Source organism: Heyndrickxia shackletonii (assembly GCF_001420715.1).
GTDB lineage: Bacteria > Bacillota > Bacilli > Bacillales > Bacillaceae_C > Margalitia > Margalitia shackletonii.
Genome location: NZ_LJJC01000004.1, coordinates 3,023,802 through 3,041,416 on the forward strand (window position 1 = coordinate 3,023,802; position 17,615 = coordinate 3,041,416).

Annotated in this window: 18 protein-coding genes; all 18 read right to left on the bottom strand. The window is 37.0% G+C overall.

What is annotated here, in order from left to right:
• Positions 1-21 precede the first annotated feature (21 nt).
• Complete coding sequence (locus AN964_RS14475; RefSeq protein ID WP_055740358.1) at positions 22-558, bottom strand: glycerol-3-phosphate acyltransferase; 537 nt, start codon at positions 556-558, stop codon at positions 22-24.
• Positions 559-715: 157 nt separating this feature from the next.
• Positions 716-1,594 carry a 4-hydroxy-tetrahydrodipicolinate synthase gene (dapA, locus tag AN964_RS14480; RefSeq protein ID WP_055740359.1) on the bottom strand — a complete coding sequence of 293 codons (879 nt, stop codon included), beginning with the start codon at positions 1,592-1,594 and terminating at the stop codon, positions 716-718.
• Positions 1,595-1,659: 65 nt separating this feature from the next.
• Complete coding sequence (gene dapG / locus AN964_RS14485) at positions 1,660-2,895, bottom strand: aspartate kinase (RefSeq protein ID WP_055740360.1); 1,236 nt, start codon at positions 2,893-2,895, stop codon at positions 1,660-1,662.
• Between the two features lie 84 nt (positions 2,896-2,979).
• Entirely contained in the window at positions 2,980-4,026 is a 1,047-nt protein-coding gene (gene asd / locus AN964_RS14490; protein ID WP_055740361.1) for an aspartate-semialdehyde dehydrogenase, read from the bottom strand.
• Positions 4,027-4,460: 434 nt separating this feature from the next.
• Positions 4,461-5,057, bottom strand: coding sequence for a dipicolinate synthase subunit B (gene dpaB, locus AN964_RS14495; protein ID WP_055740362.1), 597 nt, complete (start codon positions 5,055-5,057; stop codon positions 4,461-4,463).
• Complete coding sequence (dpaA, locus tag AN964_RS14500) at positions 5,054-5,956, bottom strand: dipicolinic acid synthetase subunit A (RefSeq protein WP_055740363.1); 903 nt, start codon at positions 5,954-5,956, stop codon at positions 5,054-5,056. Before dpaA ends, dpaB begins: the two co-directional genes overlap by 4 nt.
• Positions 5,957-6,137: 181 nt before the next feature.
• The gene (locus tag AN964_RS14505) at positions 6,138-6,368 is read right to left on the bottom strand and encodes a YlmC/YmxH family sporulation protein (RefSeq protein ID WP_055740364.1); all 231 of its coding nucleotides are present in this window, start codon (positions 6,366-6,368) and stop codon (positions 6,138-6,140) included.
• 278 nt (positions 6,369-6,646) lie between these two features.
• Complete coding sequence (locus AN964_RS14510; protein ID WP_055740365.1) at positions 6,647-7,882, bottom strand: M16 family metallopeptidase; 1,236 nt, start codon at positions 7,880-7,882, stop codon at positions 6,647-6,649.
• 319 nt (positions 7,883-8,201) lie between these two features.
• The gene (locus tag AN964_RS14515) at positions 8,202-9,173 is read right to left on the bottom strand and encodes a polysaccharide deacetylase family protein (protein WP_055740366.1); all 972 of its coding nucleotides are present in this window, start codon (positions 9,171-9,173) and stop codon (positions 8,202-8,204) included.
• Positions 9,174-9,413: 240 nt separating this feature from the next.
• Entirely contained in the window at positions 9,414-11,531 is a 2,118-nt protein-coding gene (gene pnp / locus AN964_RS14520) for a polyribonucleotide nucleotidyltransferase (RefSeq protein ID WP_055740367.1), read from the bottom strand.
• Between the two features lie 189 nt (positions 11,532-11,720).
• Positions 11,721-11,990, bottom strand: a complete 270-nt coding sequence (gene rpsO, locus AN964_RS14525) for a 30S ribosomal protein S15 (protein WP_055740368.1) — start codon at positions 11,988-11,990, stop codon at positions 11,721-11,723.
• A 153-nt stretch (positions 11,991-12,143) separates the two neighbouring features.
• A complete protein-coding gene (gene ribF / locus AN964_RS14530; RefSeq protein ID WP_055740369.1) occupies positions 12,144-13,100 on the bottom strand; it encodes a bifunctional riboflavin kinase/FAD synthetase in 957 nt (318 codons plus the stop codon).
• A 32-nt stretch (positions 13,101-13,132) separates the two neighbouring features.
• Complete coding sequence (gene truB, locus AN964_RS14535; RefSeq protein ID WP_055740370.1) at positions 13,133-14,041, bottom strand: tRNA pseudouridine(55) synthase TruB; 909 nt, start codon at positions 14,039-14,041, stop codon at positions 13,133-13,135.
• 93 nt (positions 14,042-14,134) lie between these two features.
• Positions 14,135-14,479: a 30S ribosome-binding factor RbfA gene (gene rbfA, locus AN964_RS14540; protein WP_055740371.1), complete on the bottom strand. Its 345-nt coding sequence runs from the start codon at positions 14,477-14,479 to the stop codon at positions 14,135-14,137.
• Between the two features lie 17 nt (positions 14,480-14,496).
• Positions 14,497-14,775 (bottom strand): DUF503 domain-containing protein, encoded by a 279-nt coding sequence (locus AN964_RS14545; RefSeq protein WP_055740372.1) that lies wholly within the window; start codon positions 14,773-14,775, stop codon positions 14,497-14,499.
• A complete protein-coding gene (gene infB, locus AN964_RS14550; RefSeq protein ID WP_055740373.1) occupies positions 14,772-17,012 on the bottom strand; it encodes a translation initiation factor IF-2 in 2,241 nt (746 codons plus the stop codon). The genes AN964_RS14545 and infB overlap by 4 nt, the downstream gene beginning before the upstream one ends.
• Before the next feature lie 13 nt (positions 17,013-17,025).
• Entirely contained in the window at positions 17,026-17,334 is a 309-nt protein-coding gene (locus AN964_RS14555) for a YlxQ family RNA-binding protein (protein ID WP_055740374.1), read from the bottom strand.
• Positions 17,335-17,613, bottom strand: coding sequence for an RNase P modulator RnpM (rnpM, locus tag AN964_RS14560; RefSeq protein WP_083489365.1), 279 nt, complete (start codon positions 17,611-17,613; stop codon positions 17,335-17,337).
• Positions 17,614-17,615: the final 2 nt, after the last annotated feature.

The following is a 17,615-nucleotide window of genomic DNA, read 5'->3' on the forward strand; positions in this document are numbered from 1 at the left end:
TACGTCCCCCATTATTACTCTTTATTCTTTATGTTTCAAAATTATTAAAATAATAATAAAGAAGATGATGATACTGGCATAAAGATTATGATATATAAAAAAAGTGAAAATAGGTGTTAACCCAATTGCGAAAAGCCCGGCTTTTGTAAATGACTTAGTAAAAGGGTAGCTAATAAGGAAGGTTATAACCATCCCTAATGCTGTCAGCGGTGAAATGTAAAGAATACCTCCCAGAAACGAAGCTACTCCTTTACCGCCCTTAAACCTATATAGTATGGGGTACATATGACCCAAAATAACGAATAATAAGACAATTGTTTGCTGAAAAAAATTCATTTTTAAACTGTCCGCGAGCCAGCATATGAGGATTGCCTTCAACATATCTCCAATCAATACAAACAGAAATCCCTTTTTGCCAAAAGATCTGCCGGCATTTCTTGCACCTGGATTCCCGCTTCCTTCAGCAAAAATATTCTTCCTGAAAAAAACACGGCCAACAATATGTGCAGTTAAAATATGTCCAAATATGTATGCAAGTAAATAGGTATAAATCGCCATAGATTCGCCATTCCCTAAGTGAGGTATTTATGTTTATTATATTACCATTTTTTTCAGAATTTGAGGTAAATATATAAAAAAAGAAAACTTTCTTAAGAGATTCTATTTTTCAATGATTCATTTTAGAAATAAAAAAAGGAAGGGCATCCCATCCTTTTTATTTTTCCAAAGTATTTAATAATGTAATGATGTTTGATCTCTCTTGTTCTGTTAACGGTACAAGGGGCAGTCTCACTGATCCTACATTAAATCCTTTTAACTGTAACGCTGTTTTCACAGGTACTGGGCTTGGTGCAGCAAATAATCCTCTCATTAAAGGCAGAAGTTTTTGATGTTGTTTCGCCGCAGCTTCGTAAGAACCATTTAAGAAGGATCCTATCATCTCTTGCATCTCCGAACCGATAATATGGGATGCCACGGAAACAACCCCTTTTCCGCCAATAGATAAAACAGGAATAGTCAGCCCATCATCCCCACTATATAATTCAAATTCCTCGCTTGTATTTGCAATAATTTCAGCCATAGCGTCCAAGTTTCCGCTAGCTTCCTTAATCGCTACAATATTTTTAATTTCGGAAAGCTTGATAACTGTATTCGGCTCAAGATTCGCCACTGTACGCCCTGGAACATTGTAAAGCATTACAGGTAAACTGGTTGCCTCTGCAATCGTTTTAAAATGCTGAAAAAGCCCTGTTTGATTAGGCTTATTATAATAAGGAGTAACGATTAAAACAGCATCGACACCTAGCTCCTCTGCTTTTTTCGTTAATTCCACCGATGCATATGTGTTATTGCTGCCAGTACCCGCAATAACGGGCACCCTGCCATTTGTGGTTTTCACAACATGACTGAATAAAGCTAGCTTCTCTTCTGTAGATAATGTAGGGGATTCACCAGTAGTCCCCGCAACTACTAAAGATTCTGTACCATTTTCAATTAAATACTCGACAAGCTGTGTTGTTTTTTGAAAATCAATATTCCCTTTTGAATCGAATGGAGTAACCATAGCAGTAGAAATTCGACCGAAACGACTCATATTTAACACTCCTTCATTATTTACCGAAGTTCCGAACGGTAAATTATTCACTCTACATTTTGCAGTTATATTGTAATTTCGTATGTTTCCTCTTGCAGATTAAATGCATCGTGTAAAGCATTAACAGCGACCACTAAATCTTCTTCTTTTACTAATACCCAAATGGTTGTATGACTGTCAGCAGATTGTAAAATTCTAATGCCCTTTTCGGACAATGCTGAAACGATTTTAAAGGTAACACCAGGTACCCCATTCATGCCCGCTCCAACAACGGATACCTTAGCACAACCTCTCTCAATTTCAGGTCGATGGCCCATTTTCTGTAATACAGATGCAGCTTTCTCTATAGCGTCCTCTGCTACGGTATATACAACTCCAGTTGGAGAGATATTAATGAAATCAACACTAATATTTTCATTTGCCATTGCTTTAAATACCTCAGATTGAAGGTCATATTGCCCATCTTTTGCGTAAACCTTAATCTGAGCAACATTTGCAACATAAGCAATACCAGTTACTGGGCGTTCACGAATATCCGTTCCTTTGGACTGCTTATTTAAAGAAGTAACCAATGTTCCGAGATTGTCTGAATAAGTGGAGCGAATTCGAATCGGTACTTTCGCCTGCATCGCTATTTCTACTGCACGAGGATGAATTACTTTTGCCCCTTGGTAGGCCATGTTACAAACCTCTGTATACGTTACAACAGGTAATTTTCTTGCATTATCAGCAATTCTAGGATCAGCAGTCATAATTCCCTCTACATCTGTGAAAATATCAATCCACTCTGCTTTTAAGGCTACTCCCAATGCAGCTGCAGATGTATCACTTCCACCTCGTCCAATTGTTGTTACATCGCCGTTTTTTGCAGACCCCTGGAACCCTGCCACCACTACAACATCATGTGTATCTAATTCTTTTAACAATCTTTCACATTTCATGTCGATAATTTTTGCATTTGTATGCTCCGCATTTGTCCTAAATCCAGCTTGAGAGCCAGTTAGCGCAGTAGCTTTGATATCTTCTCCAAGGAGCATATTCGTAAATACCAAGCTGGAAATGACTTCTCCGCATGATAGCAGTAAATCCTGTTCTCTTTTATTTATTAATATTTTTGGTTTCTGTACAAGGGAGAGAAGTGTATCTGTCGCATACGGGTCACCATTTCTTCCCATTGCAGAAACAACTATTACTACCTTATAACCATCCTGCAATGCATTTTTAATGTGTTTTAACGCTTGTTTTCGACCTTGCTCATCGCGGACAGATGTACCCCCAAATTTCTGTACAATTAACTTCATTTTAACACCTCTGTATGTTAAATAAATTTCGTTTTTTATGATGAGGCTAATATAACATTTTTTTATGAAGTAATCCGTTCAAATTTATACTAGACCTAGATTAATTAGACTTTCAGCAATTTGTACGGAATTCCATGCTGCACCTTTTAAAAGATTATCCGAAACAACCCACATATGAAACCCTTTGTCTTCATCTAAATCTTTTCTGATTCGGCCAACAAAGACATCATTTTTTCCAACGGCATTTGCAGGCATAGGATATATTTGCTCACTAGGATTATCTTCTAAAACAATTCCGGCTGCAGAAGAAAGTACCTCTTGAATGCCAGTCGCAGTTAGTCCTTCCCTTTCGACCTCGAAATAAACTGACTCAGAGTGACCTGTTTCAATCGGAAGGCGAACACAAGTAGCAGCAACCTTCAACTCTGGCATATGCATGATTTTTTTCGTTTCATTTATCATTTTTACTTCCTCAAAAGTGAAACCATTGTCCATGAATTTATCAATTTGAGGAACAGCATTAAACGCAATTTGATAATGTTTTTTATCGCCTTTAACTGGCAAAACTTGCGGTTCAAATGGCTCACCATGTATGATAGCCTTCGTTTGTTCATGTAATTCTTGAATTGCCGCAGTACCAGAACCAGAAACAGCCTGATAGGTAGAAACAATTACTTTACTTAATCCAAATGCTTTACGGATTGGTTCCAATGCAACCACCATTTGAATCGTTGAACAGTTTGGATTTGCAATAATCCCTTTATGAAGTTTAAGATCTTGTTCATTCACTTCTGGTACGACTAGAGGGACATCTTCATCCATTCGGTACGCACTGGTATTATCAATTACAATTGCCCCACGCTTCACTGCCTCTGGAGCAAAAATTTTCGAAATACTTCCACCTGCACTAAATAATGCAATGTCAACTCCATTAAAGCTATCAGGTGTTGCTTCTTCTACTACAACATCTTCTCCCCGAAATTTTAATACGGTTCCGGCTGAACGTGCAGAAGATAAAAAAGATATTTTTTTAATAGGAAACTCTCTTTTTTCCAGTGTTTTGATCATTTGTTGTCCAACCGCACCTGTGGCACCGAGAACTGCCACATGATATCCTTTGGATATTGACATTTTAAGCATTCCCCTTCCAATCTATATACAGATATTTTATATGTGTATCTTAAAGAAAATAACGATTTTATTTTATCATATTAACGCATGATAATATATCATTTTCTCTAATTCATCTTATTAGTAAAGGGATTGTAAGGCTTAGGTAAAATCACTAGCAAACTAAACTTTTACACTAATAATCATTTCTCACGGCTGACTCGGAATAATTGTTACATTTCGTCTTTGGTTATAAATGCTAAGTTGACATGGTTTCGGAGCATCTTTTCTTACGGAGTTTTTTCATTTTAACCCAAATAAGATTGTTACTTGGAATTTCGTATACAAAGGCACCAAGTTAAAATCGGCTTTTGGATTTATACAAAGTTTAAGAAAAAGAGCCTTTCTCATAGAAAACTCGCCTATAGGCGAGCTATGATGGTTTTGATATTTTATTATTCACTTCGGAACCTTTCAATAATGACTGGCTGTAATTGTCTCCCTTTAATCGCCTCTTCTACCGTTTCTTGAAGTAAGGTCATTTTTGCAACCATTGAATTTGGTTTATTTATCGGATCATCTTGACCATAAGGGATAAAATAAATGTTTTTTGTAGCCATCAGTCTCATTAAATTGACTCCATTTAAGCCCAGTGCGTCATTGGTGGAAATCCCCAATACAACTGGATTACGATTTCTAAGTGTTGCCTTAGCTGCCATAAGCACTGGAGAGTCTGTAAGAGCATTAGCCATTTTGCTCATGGAATTTCCCGTTAAAGGTGCGATGACCATACAATCAAGAGGAAGCTTTGGGCCTAAAGGCTCCGCATCAACAATAGAATCAATTACTTTTCTGCCGGTTACTTCTTCAATTCTTTCAATCCATTCTTCTCCGCTTCCGAAACGAGTTTCTGTATTTTTCACAGTATAAGTAACAACTGGAATTACCTCTACTCCTGAATCTACCAACCTTTTTATCTCAGGAAACACAGCATCATACGTGCAATGTGATCCGGTTAATCCAAATCCAATTCTTTTTCCTTGTAAACTCATATAAATTTCTCCTTTCTTTTCATAACATCATCTTCGAGCAATTGGGCTAGGACATTTCCTAAAATTTGCCCTGCCGATTTTGGTGCAACAATTCCCGGTAAGCTAGGTGCTAATAAAGCCTTAATACCTCTTTTTTCAGCATAGCGGAAATCTGTTCCGCCAGGCTTTGATGCTAAATCGATGATTAAAGTATGCGTCGGCATCTTTTGGATCACCGCTGCATTTACAACTAAATGCGGAATGGTATTAATGCAAATATCAATATTTCTTACCTCTTTATCCAATTCATTTAAATGGAAAGGCTGTAGTCCCATTTCCGTAATTCTAGCTAAATGCTCACTTTTTCGTGCACCAACCTTTACCTTAGCACCAAGATGGTGAAATGCCCTTGCTACACTCATCCCTACCCTTCCTAATCCAAGCACTGCTACAGTGGAACCATGTATAGTAAATTCCGTATGTTGAATCGCCATCATAATAGTGCCTTCCACAGTAGGGATGGAATTATATATTGCAACATCATCTCTTTCAAATAACATAACTAAACGCCTTTTTACTTTTTTCGTGATTTCTTCTAAAAATGCGTTTTTTATCCCCGTGTAAATCGTACAATGGGATGGGGTTTTTAAAAGCATTTCTTCTGTTATTTCAACTGTTTCAGCGGAAAAAATCATTTCCACCTGACCGTTCGAATCTGTACCAGTGATAGGCAAAATTATGGCATCTATTTCTGTGAAATCTACTTCTGTAATTTTTTCTTTACTAACACCGGTGAACACATGATCTAACTGTTCGAATCCGATTAATGACAGTTTTGCATCTAACTCAGATAATTTTCGGATTACTTCTAATTGCCGAGCGTCTCCACCAATCACAGCAATCTGCAGTCCTGTCAACATCAATATCGTCACCTTCTTCAATGTTGATTGGGTTTATACCTTAAACATAGTATGTAAGAATTGGGTAAACGGTGAAAAGAAAAGCGGAAGCGCCAATTTCACTTGGAGCTAGACAAAGGCTATTTTATGATAAAAAACAAAAACCCCGCTTTATAGCGAGGTCAATCTTTAATGTATTCAATTACTGTGGAACTTCTAAAATAATCATATCTGTTCCAATCGTACGTATTTGCTGCCATGGAACTCTTATTTCATTGACATGCTTCTTCTTCCACTTTCCGGTTGGAATAATTAGTGATTGAATTTGCCCTGTGTTTTCATTGATTTCAAGATCTGTCTGCCCTAGTATTCCAAGCCTCTGTGCTTTTCTGAAATCAACAATTTCCTTCCCGCTTAATTCACTTAGCCGCATCCTTGATCCCCCTTATTGTTTATCTATTATGGCTCTTTTCTTAACCTATGTTACTTTAATAAACGAAAACCTTTAAAAACATCCTTCTTTCGATTAAGAATGAATAGCTTATTAAAGAAAAGAAGCCACGAAACTAAGTCTACATTAGAAAGTTAACTTTTTACGAAAAGCAAAAACTATACGTAAACAGCCTTTATATCAATGTATAGCTCGTATAAAGTTTTTAGAATGATTTTTTCTTAGCAAAATAAAAAAATCCCCTAATTTAGGGGACATCATCAAACATTTTTTGGTAGTTTTCCATCGGGACTTACTAAAGATATTGAGTTTTTCTTCGAAAATATTTTATTGCAAAGCGAATTTACCTTGTCCATGGTAACCTTGTCAATAACTTCAACAATTTCATCCAAGGAACGATGATAACCTAATAATAGTTCGTTTTTGCCATTCCTGCTCATACGGCTGTTAGTACTTTCTAGACTTAGCATTAAACTTCCTTTTAATTGTTCTTTACAGTTCTTCACTTCTTTATCAGTTACCCCTTCACCTTTTATGGTTTCCAAGGTTTGGCTAACAGTATCATATAATTGGTCTAATTGGTTGGCACCAGTTCCGGCATATACATTCACCATTCCTGTATCCTTAAAAGAAGAATGATAAGAGAAAACAGAGTAAGCGAGTCCACGTTGTTCCCTTACTTCTTGAAATAAGCGTGATGACATACTGCCTCCCAAAATATTATTCAAAACAATTAAATCATAAATTTGTTTATGTCCAATTGGGAGCCCTTCATAGCCTATGCATAAATGAGCTTGTTCCGTATCTTTCTTTTTAACAATTTGGTTGGAATGAAAAGTCGGTGCATCCTCATTTAGATTTCTTTTCCCACCTGTGTAATTTCCGAATAATGTTTCAATTTGTTTGATAAAAGTTTCTTCTATATTGCCGGCAACAGAAATAACAACACGATCAGGTGTATACATATCGTGCATATATTGATGTAGTGTCTCACTGTTAAACGTTTCTAAGGTTTCTTCCGTGCCTAGTATCGGATACCCAAGCGGATGGTTTTCATAAACTGTTTTGCTTAATAAATCGTGGACGATGTCATCTGGAGTATCCTCATACATTTTAATTTCTTCATAAACCACATTTTTTTCTTTCTTTAATTCCTCTTCCACGAATGTAGAATGAAAAAACATATCAGCGAGAGTTTCTAAAGCAAATTGGGAGTGATTATCCAAAACCTTAGCATAGTAACATGTATATTCCTTTGAAGTAAATGCATTAACCTGCCCGCCAATCGAATCAAATGCTTCAGCAATTTCACGGGCTGTTCTGGTTTTCGTTCCTTTAAAAAACATATGTTCTAAAAAGTGAGATATCCCATTGTTTTTTAATGTCTCATTTCTTGAGCCTGTACCAATCCATATTCCGATAGCTACTGAACGAACAGTTGGAATTTCTTCTAGTACAATTCTTAGTCCATTTTGACAAGTATATTTCTTGATCACGATTCTTCCTCCTTCATTCATGCTGCAAAAACCTAATCAATGAAATTCGGGACCGTTTAACTAGGATAGCATAAACATTTTACACAAATATTAATATTATCTTTTCCTTTAATCCATTTTCCATCATTATTTTTTTCTTGCGCAAGCAGCCTGCTAGCGATTTCTCCATCTCCTGCGTCTTTCGGGTAAGGCATCACGGGAAACTGGAAGTGCTATTTTCACTTGTTGAAATTTGAAGTGCCAATTTCACTAACTCGTGAACTACTTCACTGTGTTTCCGTTGATCTCACCTGAGACTACGAAATCCGTACACCGATGATTAAGGCGTTTGCGCTTTTCTAATGATTCTTTCCTCATCCACAAGTTTTGAAACCGTACCAATACGATATTGCTTTTTCTTTATCTGGATAATTAGCTGCTCTAATGCATTTGCTGTAGATTCTGTAGGATGCATTAATATTAACGCACCAGGATGAACCTTTGTCATTACTCGATTAATAATGGTACTGGATGATGGTTTTTGCCAGTCAATAGTATCAACACTCCACATCACTGTCCCCATTCCCAGCGAATCTGCAATATCAACTACTTCATCACGATAACTCCCACTTGGCGGGGCAAACCATTTTACATGTTTCCCCGTAGTAGCCTGGATAACCTGATTTGTTTTTATTAACTCTTCACGAATTCTAGCGGATGTTAGACTTTTCATATCTGGATGTGAATAAGAATGATTTCCTACCTCGTTCCCATCTTCCACAATCATTTTGGCCAATTCCGGATTATTTTGCGTCCATCTGCCCTCTAAGAAAAAAGTCGCATGAATATCATATTTTTTTAATGTTTCTAGCATTTTCGGCAAATATTCATTCCCCCATGCAACATTAATTAAAAAACTTACCATCGGCTTGTCCGGATTACCTTTATAAATTGGGCTTGGAGGTAGATCTTCTAAATGTACTTTCGGCCTGATTTGAGTAAAAATTAATTTATTTTTATCAAATTTTTTATCCTTTTTCATATTATCATAGGAAGCCTTTGTATCGACCTTTAAACCATTATAGCCTGGTATTGCCTTCCATATATTATCTACTTTTGCATCTTGAGGTTTTATGGAATATTCTTTTGCAGCTAATTCTATCTGATTGAATAAATCATTTTGATCAGCATATATGTAAATGGTACCATGTTTTAATTTTGTAAGATATTGATTTGATAACGGATTTTCAATAAGGACTATTGTAAGAATAGCAATCACAATGATTCCAATCAAGCTTTTCGAATTTTTCACAGTCACCTTCCTCCTTCCTCTATACTTTATGAAGAATAAGGACAAGGTAGAACTAGAATGAAAAAAGCCAGGTTCCCCTGACTTTTAAGGTGTATCCTGCATTAATAGTAAGTAAATGCCCGATTATTTTAGGCCTGCAGGCCGAAGATCACAAAGGTTTTGCAACAAGTTGTTGTCTATTCAGCCTTTAATCTTCTATAAATCAATGGTGGAAAGCTACCAAGTGATTGAAGTTTCACTTTACGCTTGTGCTTCTTTTTCCTTTTGTTCTTTTATAACAGCTTTTCGAGATAAGTTCACGCGCCCGTGATTGTCTACTTCTGTTACTTTAACAAGAATTTCGTCACCAATTTTAACAACATCTTCAACTTTTTTCACACGTTCTTCTGCTAATTCAGAGATGTGCACAAGTCCATCTTTTCCGTTAAAGATTTCTACAAATGCACCGAATTTCTCAATTCGTTTTACTTTTCCTAAGTAGACCTGACCGACGACAACCTCACGCACAATATCTTCGATGATTTTTTTCGCTTTTTTATTCATTTCTTCGTTAGCGGAAGATATAAAGATTGTTCCGTCTTGTTCAATATCAATTTTTACGCCAGTCTCTTCAATAATTTTGTTAATTTGCTTACCGCTTGGTCCAATAACATCACGAATCTTATCCGGATTAATAGTCATGGTTAAGATTTTTGGTGCGTAAACGGAAAGTTCCGTTCTTGGTTTCGAAATGGTTGACATCATATGATCAAGAATTTGCATACGTCCACGTTTTGCTTGTTGTAATGCTTCTTCTAATATTGGTCTTGAAAGTCCTTCAATTTTGATGTCCATTTGTAAAGCTGTTACACCTTTTTCCGTTCCGGCAACTTTAAAGTCCATATCCCCAAGATGATCTTCCATACCTTGGATATCGGTTAAAATGGTGTAGTGTTCACCTGATTTAACGAGACCCATCGCAATCCCCGCAACCGGTGCCTTGATTGGTACACCTGCATCCATCATGGCCAAGGTACTACCGCAAATACTTGCTTGAGAAGTAGATCCATTTGATTCAAGCACTTCAGAAACCAAACGTATTGTATAAGGGAACTCTTGTTCATTAGGAATGACTGGTTCCAGTGCACGTTCTCCTAAGGCACCATGTCCAATTTCACGGCGGCCAGGTCCACGCATTGGTCCTGTTTCACCAACACTAAATGGAGGGAAGTTATAGTGATGCATAAAACGTTTTGATTCTTCGATACCCAAACCGTCTAAAATTTGCACATCTCCTAAAGCTCCTAACGTACAAACACTTAGTGCCTGTGTTTGCCCTCGGGTAAAGAGACCAGATCCATGTGTTCGCGGTAAAATACCAACTTCCGATGACAATGGACGAATTTCGTCGATTTTTCTGCCATCCGGACGAACTTTTTCTTCTGTTATCAGACGGCGGACTTCCTCTTTTACCATTTTATCTAAAATTTTCTTTACTTGTTTTAAAATATCTTCATCGATATTTTCTTTTTCCTCAAATTCGGCTAGAACTTTATTTTTAACTGCAGTAATGGCGTCCTCCCGTGCATGTTTTTCTTGCACTTGGATTGCCGCAATCATCGATTCTTCGCACATTTCACGAACTTCTGCTTCAATTTTCGTATCTATTTCATAAAGAACAACTTCCATTTTTTCTTTGCCGACTTTAGCAACAATTTCTTCCTGGAAAGCAATTAATTTTTTTATTTCCTCATGACCGAACATAATCGCTTCTAACATAGTTTCCTCAGGAACTTCATTCGCACCGGCTTCAACCATATTAATAGCGTCCTTTGTACCAGCAACGGTTAAGTGCATATCACTTTTTTCCGTTTGTTCAACCGTAGGATTAATAATAAATTCACCATCTATACGTCCAACGATAACACCTGCAATCGGACCTTGAAATGGAATATCAGAAACGGAAAGGGCAAGGGAGGAACCGAACATCGCTGCCATTTCTGTTGGACAGTCTTGGTCAACACTCATGACAACACTGACAACTTGAACCTCATTACGAAATCCATCTGCAAACAATGGTCGAATAGGTCGGTCAATCAGCCTGCTTGCGAGTATTGCCTTTTCACTTGGTCTCCCCTCCCGTTTGATAAAGCCTCCAGGGATTTTACCTACCGCATATAGTCTTTCCTCATAATTTACTGTTAATGGAAAGAAATCAACTGTTTTAGGTTCTTTCGAGGCAGTTGCTGTACTTAATACACCTGAATCTCCATAACGGACAAGTACAGCTCCATTTGCCTGCTTAGCCAATTGGCCAATTTCAACGGAAAGCTTCCGTCCTGCCCAATCCATGGTGAAAATTTGTTTTTCTTGTTCCATGTATAATCTCCTTTCATTATTTTGATTCAGTTAAAATGAATAGAATTTTTTCAATGAAGTCCTAATATATATGTATTGTTCACCAAACTCCGAAAATCTTGTCTGGTCAAGTTTGGGAGTTCTATTATTGAAAATTTTTTGCTAACAAAAAAGCGGGATATATCCCGCTTCGCTTGTTTTTCTACTTCATTAACGACGTAAACCAAGTTTGTTAATCAATTCACGATAACGTTGAACATCTTTATTACGAAGATAAGTAAGTAGATTACGACGTTTACCTACCATTTTCATAAGACCACGACGAGAGTGGTGATCTTTCTTATGTGTACGTAAATGTTCATTCAAATTATTAATATCCTCTGTAAGGATTGCAATTTGAACCTCAGCAGAACCAGTATCGTTCTCATGAACTTTAAATTGGTTGATGATTTCGTTTTTACGCTCTTGTGAAATCGCCATCCTTTTCACCTCCTAAAAATAATAAATAAATCGCCAATCCCCTAGCATGCGTCGGTGACTCGACATGCCAAGCAATGGTTCAATACTATTTAAGAATACTACTTTTGTTAAAAAAAAACAAGTCAAATATTATATGAAGCCAAATTATCTCTATTACTGGTTTAATTGTGCAAAGTATTCAATAGCAGTTTGTTTATCATTGGCGATTTGTACCTTCAGCGCTTCTATTCCATCAAATTTCTTTTCGTCGCGGATTCTGATATGCCACTCAACAATTACTTCCTCACCATATATAGATTGGTCAAAACCAATAATATGAACCTCAATAGACCTTTTATATTCATCAGGATTATTAAAAGTTGGCTTTACACCAACATTACAAACACCGCTAAACCATTGGTTACCAACAAACAGTTTGACGGCATATACACCATTTTGCGGGACAATATATTCACCATTAAGTTTAATATTAGCGGTTGGAAAGCCGATTTGTCTGCCTCTTTTTTCCCCATGAACCACAATTCCTGCTGTCCGATAGTAACGTCCTAATAAATCATAAGCTCCAGTTACGTCTCCTTCATTTAACCTTTTACGAGTGAGCGTAGAGCTGACCTTTTCAGCGCCATCTTGATGTACGAGCTTGTCAATGGTTGTACAGCCAAATTGATTATTGGAATGAATTTGCATAGTTTCCATATTGCCTTTGCCAAATTTCCCATATGTAAAATCAAAGCCGGCTACTACATGCTGTACATTTAATCCAACAATATATTGCTTGACAAATTCTTGTGGATCTAAACTGGCAAAGCTAGAAGTAAAGCGGACAATAAATAAATAATCAATTTCAAGTTCTTCAATTAACCGAATTTTTTCCTCAAGCGGTGTAATATGCTCGACATGTTTATGTTTTGTACTTAGAACAACAGATGGATGCGGATCAAATGTCATTACAGCACTTTTCCAATGACGCTCATCTGCAATTTTCTTTGCAGTCTTTATTACCTTTTGATGGCCAAGATGAATGCCGTCAAAATATCCTAGCGCCATTACTAAAGGAGGAAAATCCGTTCTAGCAAATGAATGTGGATGATGTACCGTTAATACTTTCATTTTATCTCTCACCTATTTCTATTCCGTATATCTTAACTTAACACTTTAACCGGTTTAACTAAACCGTCTTTATCTTTATGTGCTGTATAAATAGCTATTGCTTGATTGCGATGAAAGATGGCTGCTTCCGTATAGCTTTCAGACCAGTCCAATGTTTCCTTGGATAATACAGTACCATTTTTCACTTTCTCTGCTAATGTATCACTAATTTCAATTTTCGGCAAACCATAAAGCCCTCTTTCTAAAGGAAGAATAATATTTTTTAATGTATCTGCCTGAATATACTCTTCCAAATCTGAAAAGGTAACACAATCCTGCTTCGTAAATGATCCTGAAGATATTCTGGTTAAGAACGACATATGTGAAGGATATCCAAGCTTTTCCCCAATCATCACAGCTAAAGTTCTAATATAGGTTCCTTTACTGCAACGAACACGGAAACGAAAAGAAACTGTCTCTCCGTTAAAGAGATCCCGATCGTCCAATAATTCTATATTATATATCTTGACGGTTCTAGTTGGTCTTTCCACTTCTATTCCTTTTCTTGCATATTCATAAAGTCTTTTTCCATTTACTTTGACAGCCGAATACATTGGTGGGGTTTGCCTAATCTCACCTGTTAGGGAGTTTAACACTTCCATAATTTCCGTTCTTGAAATAGGGTTTTCGATTATTTTTTCTTCCACCTTTTCTCCTGAGGAATCCTCCGTCGTCGTGGAATAACCGATCGTAACCTCACCCTCGTACTCTTTTCCCGCATTTGTTATATATTCGGCAACTTTAGTTGCTCTGCCTAAACAAATTGGCAATACTCCTGTTACATCCGGGTCTAATGTCCCTGTATGACCAACCTTTTTCATTTTCAGCATTTTCCGTACTTTAAAAACACAATCATGTGATGTCATCCCTTGCGGCTTCCATAAAGGAAGAATACCATCCATAAATTAACTCCTTTACTTAAAACATCTACTTTTATTTTTGTGAATATCTCCTATCAAAAAAGATAGACACTTAGATGTCTATCTTTTCTGAAACTATTCATCTCGATGAATTTCTTTTAACAATGTTTCAATTTTATTTCCATAATCAATGGATTCATCGATTTCGAAAAACAGTTCAGGGGTTTTTCTTAAACGGATTCTGTGACCAACTTCGGAACGAATAAATCCCTTTGCCTTTTCTAATCCGTTCAGTGTATCTTCCCTTTTCCGCTCATCACCTAGCACCGTTATAAAAACTTTCGCCTGTTGAAGGTCCCCAGTAACCTCAACCCCTGTTACTGTAACAAAGCCAATACGTGGGTCTTTTAATTTTCGACCTATTATGTCACTTAGCTCTTTTTTCATTTGTTCTCCGACACGATTTGCACGCAGGCTCATCCTAAACACCTCACCATTCACAACCACTCATAATCGGTTTTAAGCCTTTCCCATTCAGGAAAAGAATCTAAAAACCTAAGTGAATTTTCCAATTCTCTTTCTGCTGCATGTCTTGAAGAAGCAACCGTCACAATGGCAATTTTTGTTCGCTGCCATACATCTTGGTAATCAATTTCCGAAACGGAAACATTATATTTTTGCTTTAAACGAGTTAAAACCCTTTGCAAGACTGCCCTTTTTTCTTTTAACGAATTTGCATCGTAAATTCGGAATTCACATTCCAAACTTCCGATCATTTTCTTTCTACTTCTTCCATTACATATGCTTCAATGATGTCTCCATCTTTCACATCATTATAATTCTTAACGGTAATACCGCACTCATATCCTTGACTGACTTCTTTTACATCGTCTTTAAAACGTTTTAAGGTGTCAATTTCTCCTTCGAAAATAACCACACCATCACGTATTACCCTTACTCCACTGTCACGAGTAATTTTTCCATCTATAACATAAGATCCTGCAATAGTACCAATTTTAGATACTTTAAAGGTTTGACGAACCTCTGCTTGACCAATAATTTTCTCTTCAAATTCAGGGTCAAGCATTCCTTTCATCGCAGCCTCAATTTCTTCTATAACTTTATAAATAATTCTGTGTAAACGCACATCAACTTTCTCTGCTTCAGCTGCACGTTTCGCATTAACATCCGGGCGTACGTTAAAGCCAATTACAATCGCGTTAGATGCAGCGGCTAAAGTAATATCTGATTCATTAATGCCACCAACTGCAGTATGAATAATTTTTACATTAACACCTTCAACGCTGATTTTTTGCAATGATGCAGCAAGTGCCTCTGCAGAACCTTGAACATCCGCTTTAATAATAATATTAAGGTCCTTCATTTCGCCTTGTTTCATTTGCTCAAATAATGTATCTAAACTGATTCTAGCAGTGTCATTTCTTTGTGCTAAAACAGCTTGTTGAGAACGCGCTTCTCCAACTTGGCGAGCTGTTTTCTCATCAGCAAAGACTACGAAACGGTCTCCAGCTTGTGGTACATCATTTAAACCAGTAATTTCAACAGGAGTAGAAGGCTTAGCTTCTTTCACCCTGCGTCCTAGATCATTCACCATCGCGCGAACACGGCCGAATGTATTACCGACAACGATTGGATCTCCTACTTTTAAGGTACCATTTTGAACAAGTAATGTTGCCACTGATCCGCGGCCTTTATCAAGTTGTGCCTCGATAACGGTACCAAGAGCATTTCTGTTAGGATTAGCTTTGTATTCTTCTACCTCTGAAACAAGGAGAATCATTTCAAGCAGGTTATCGATTCCTTCACCAGTGATGGCTGAAATAGGTACAAAAATAGTATCTCCACCCCAAGCTTCCGGAATAAGACCATGTTCTGTTAATTCCTGCATTACACGATCCGGGTTGGCAGATGGTTTATCCATTTTATTAACTGCAACAATAATTGGTACATTTGCTGCTTTTGCGTGGTTAATAGCTTCAATTGTTTGCGGCATAACACCATCATCCGCAGCAACAACTAAAATGGTAATATCCGTAATTTGTGCTCCACGTGCCCGCATTGTAGTAAAGGCTGCATGTCCTGGAGTATCAAGAAAAGTGATTTTTTTGCCATTTACATTTACTTGGTACGCACCAATATGCTGTGTGATACCCCCAGCTTCCCCTGCTGTTACTTTTGTATTGCGAATAGAGTCCAATGTTGTCGTTTTACCGTGATCAACATGCCCCATTATCGTTACAACAGATGGTCTTTCAACTAAATCTTCGGGAGCATCCTCCGTAAAATACACTTCAAGGTCTGTCACATCTACCTTGATTTCCTCTTCCACTTCAACACCATAGTCCGAAGCGATTAATTCAATTGCATCTTTATCAAGCTCTTGGTTTATGGTAGCTACTACCCCTAACATAAACAGCTTTTTAATAATTTCCGATGGCTCACGATGCAATTTCTTCCCTAGTTCAGCAACCGTTAAAGATTCACTAAAAACTATTTTCTTTGGCAGCTCTTTTTTCTTTTGAGGTGCTGGCGGTTGTGGTGTATGCCTTTGTTTCTGTTTATTTTTATGGTTATTCTTTTTATTTTTGTTAAATACTTTCGTTTCTTTTAAAGAATCTTCTTTATTAATTTTTTTACCTTCGACACTTTGCGGTTTTTGTTTTGTATGTGGTTTTTGTACTTTTTCTGTCACGATATCCTCTTCATCTTCCATATTGTTTATTCTAGTAGCAGTATTAGATTTTGTATGTTCTTTCTTTTGTTGATCATGATTCTGTTGCTGATTATGATTCTTATGTTTTGCGCTGTTATTTTTGCTATTGGATTCTTTCTTATTGTTTTTATAGATGGAATCCAATTTCTCAATAGCATTCCCATCTATCGTTGACATATGATTGGTAACTTCAATATTCATCCCTTTTAGCTTTTCGATAACATCCTTACTTGAAATATTATTGCTTTTTGCGTATTCATAAACTCTTGTTTTACCCATATGTTCACCCCCATCAAGTTCTTTCGAGCAGTGTTGTAAGTTTCTTTGCAAAGCCGGTATCGCTTACTGCTACAACTACTCTAGCTTCCTTACCAATTGCGGAACCAAGCTCCTCCCTATTGTCAACCATTACAACAGGAACATTATAGTACAGACACTTGTCTTGTATTCGCTTTGATGTATTCTGTGAGGCATCTTTGGAAAGTAATACAAGTTTTGCACGACCTGACTTTATATCTTTTAGAACAAGTTCTTCTCCAGATATCACTTTACGAGCTCGATTAGCTAATCCCAGCAGAGACATTGCTTTTGAATGATTCATTTACTTTAAGTTCTCTCTCTCCACTAGCTTCAACAGCTCATCATATATTTCATCGCTAACACTTGCTTCGAGCTGGCTAGCTAAAATATTTTTTTTCTTTGCTAAAAGAATAGCCTCTTTATCCTTTGAAAGATATGCACCTCTGCCAGACTTTTTGCCGGAAGGATCAATCGATACTTCGCCTTCTTTAGAACGAACGATCCGTACCATTTCTTTTTTCGGCTTCATTTCACCAGTTGCAATACATTTTCTCAATGGAATTTTTCTTCGAGTAGCCACTT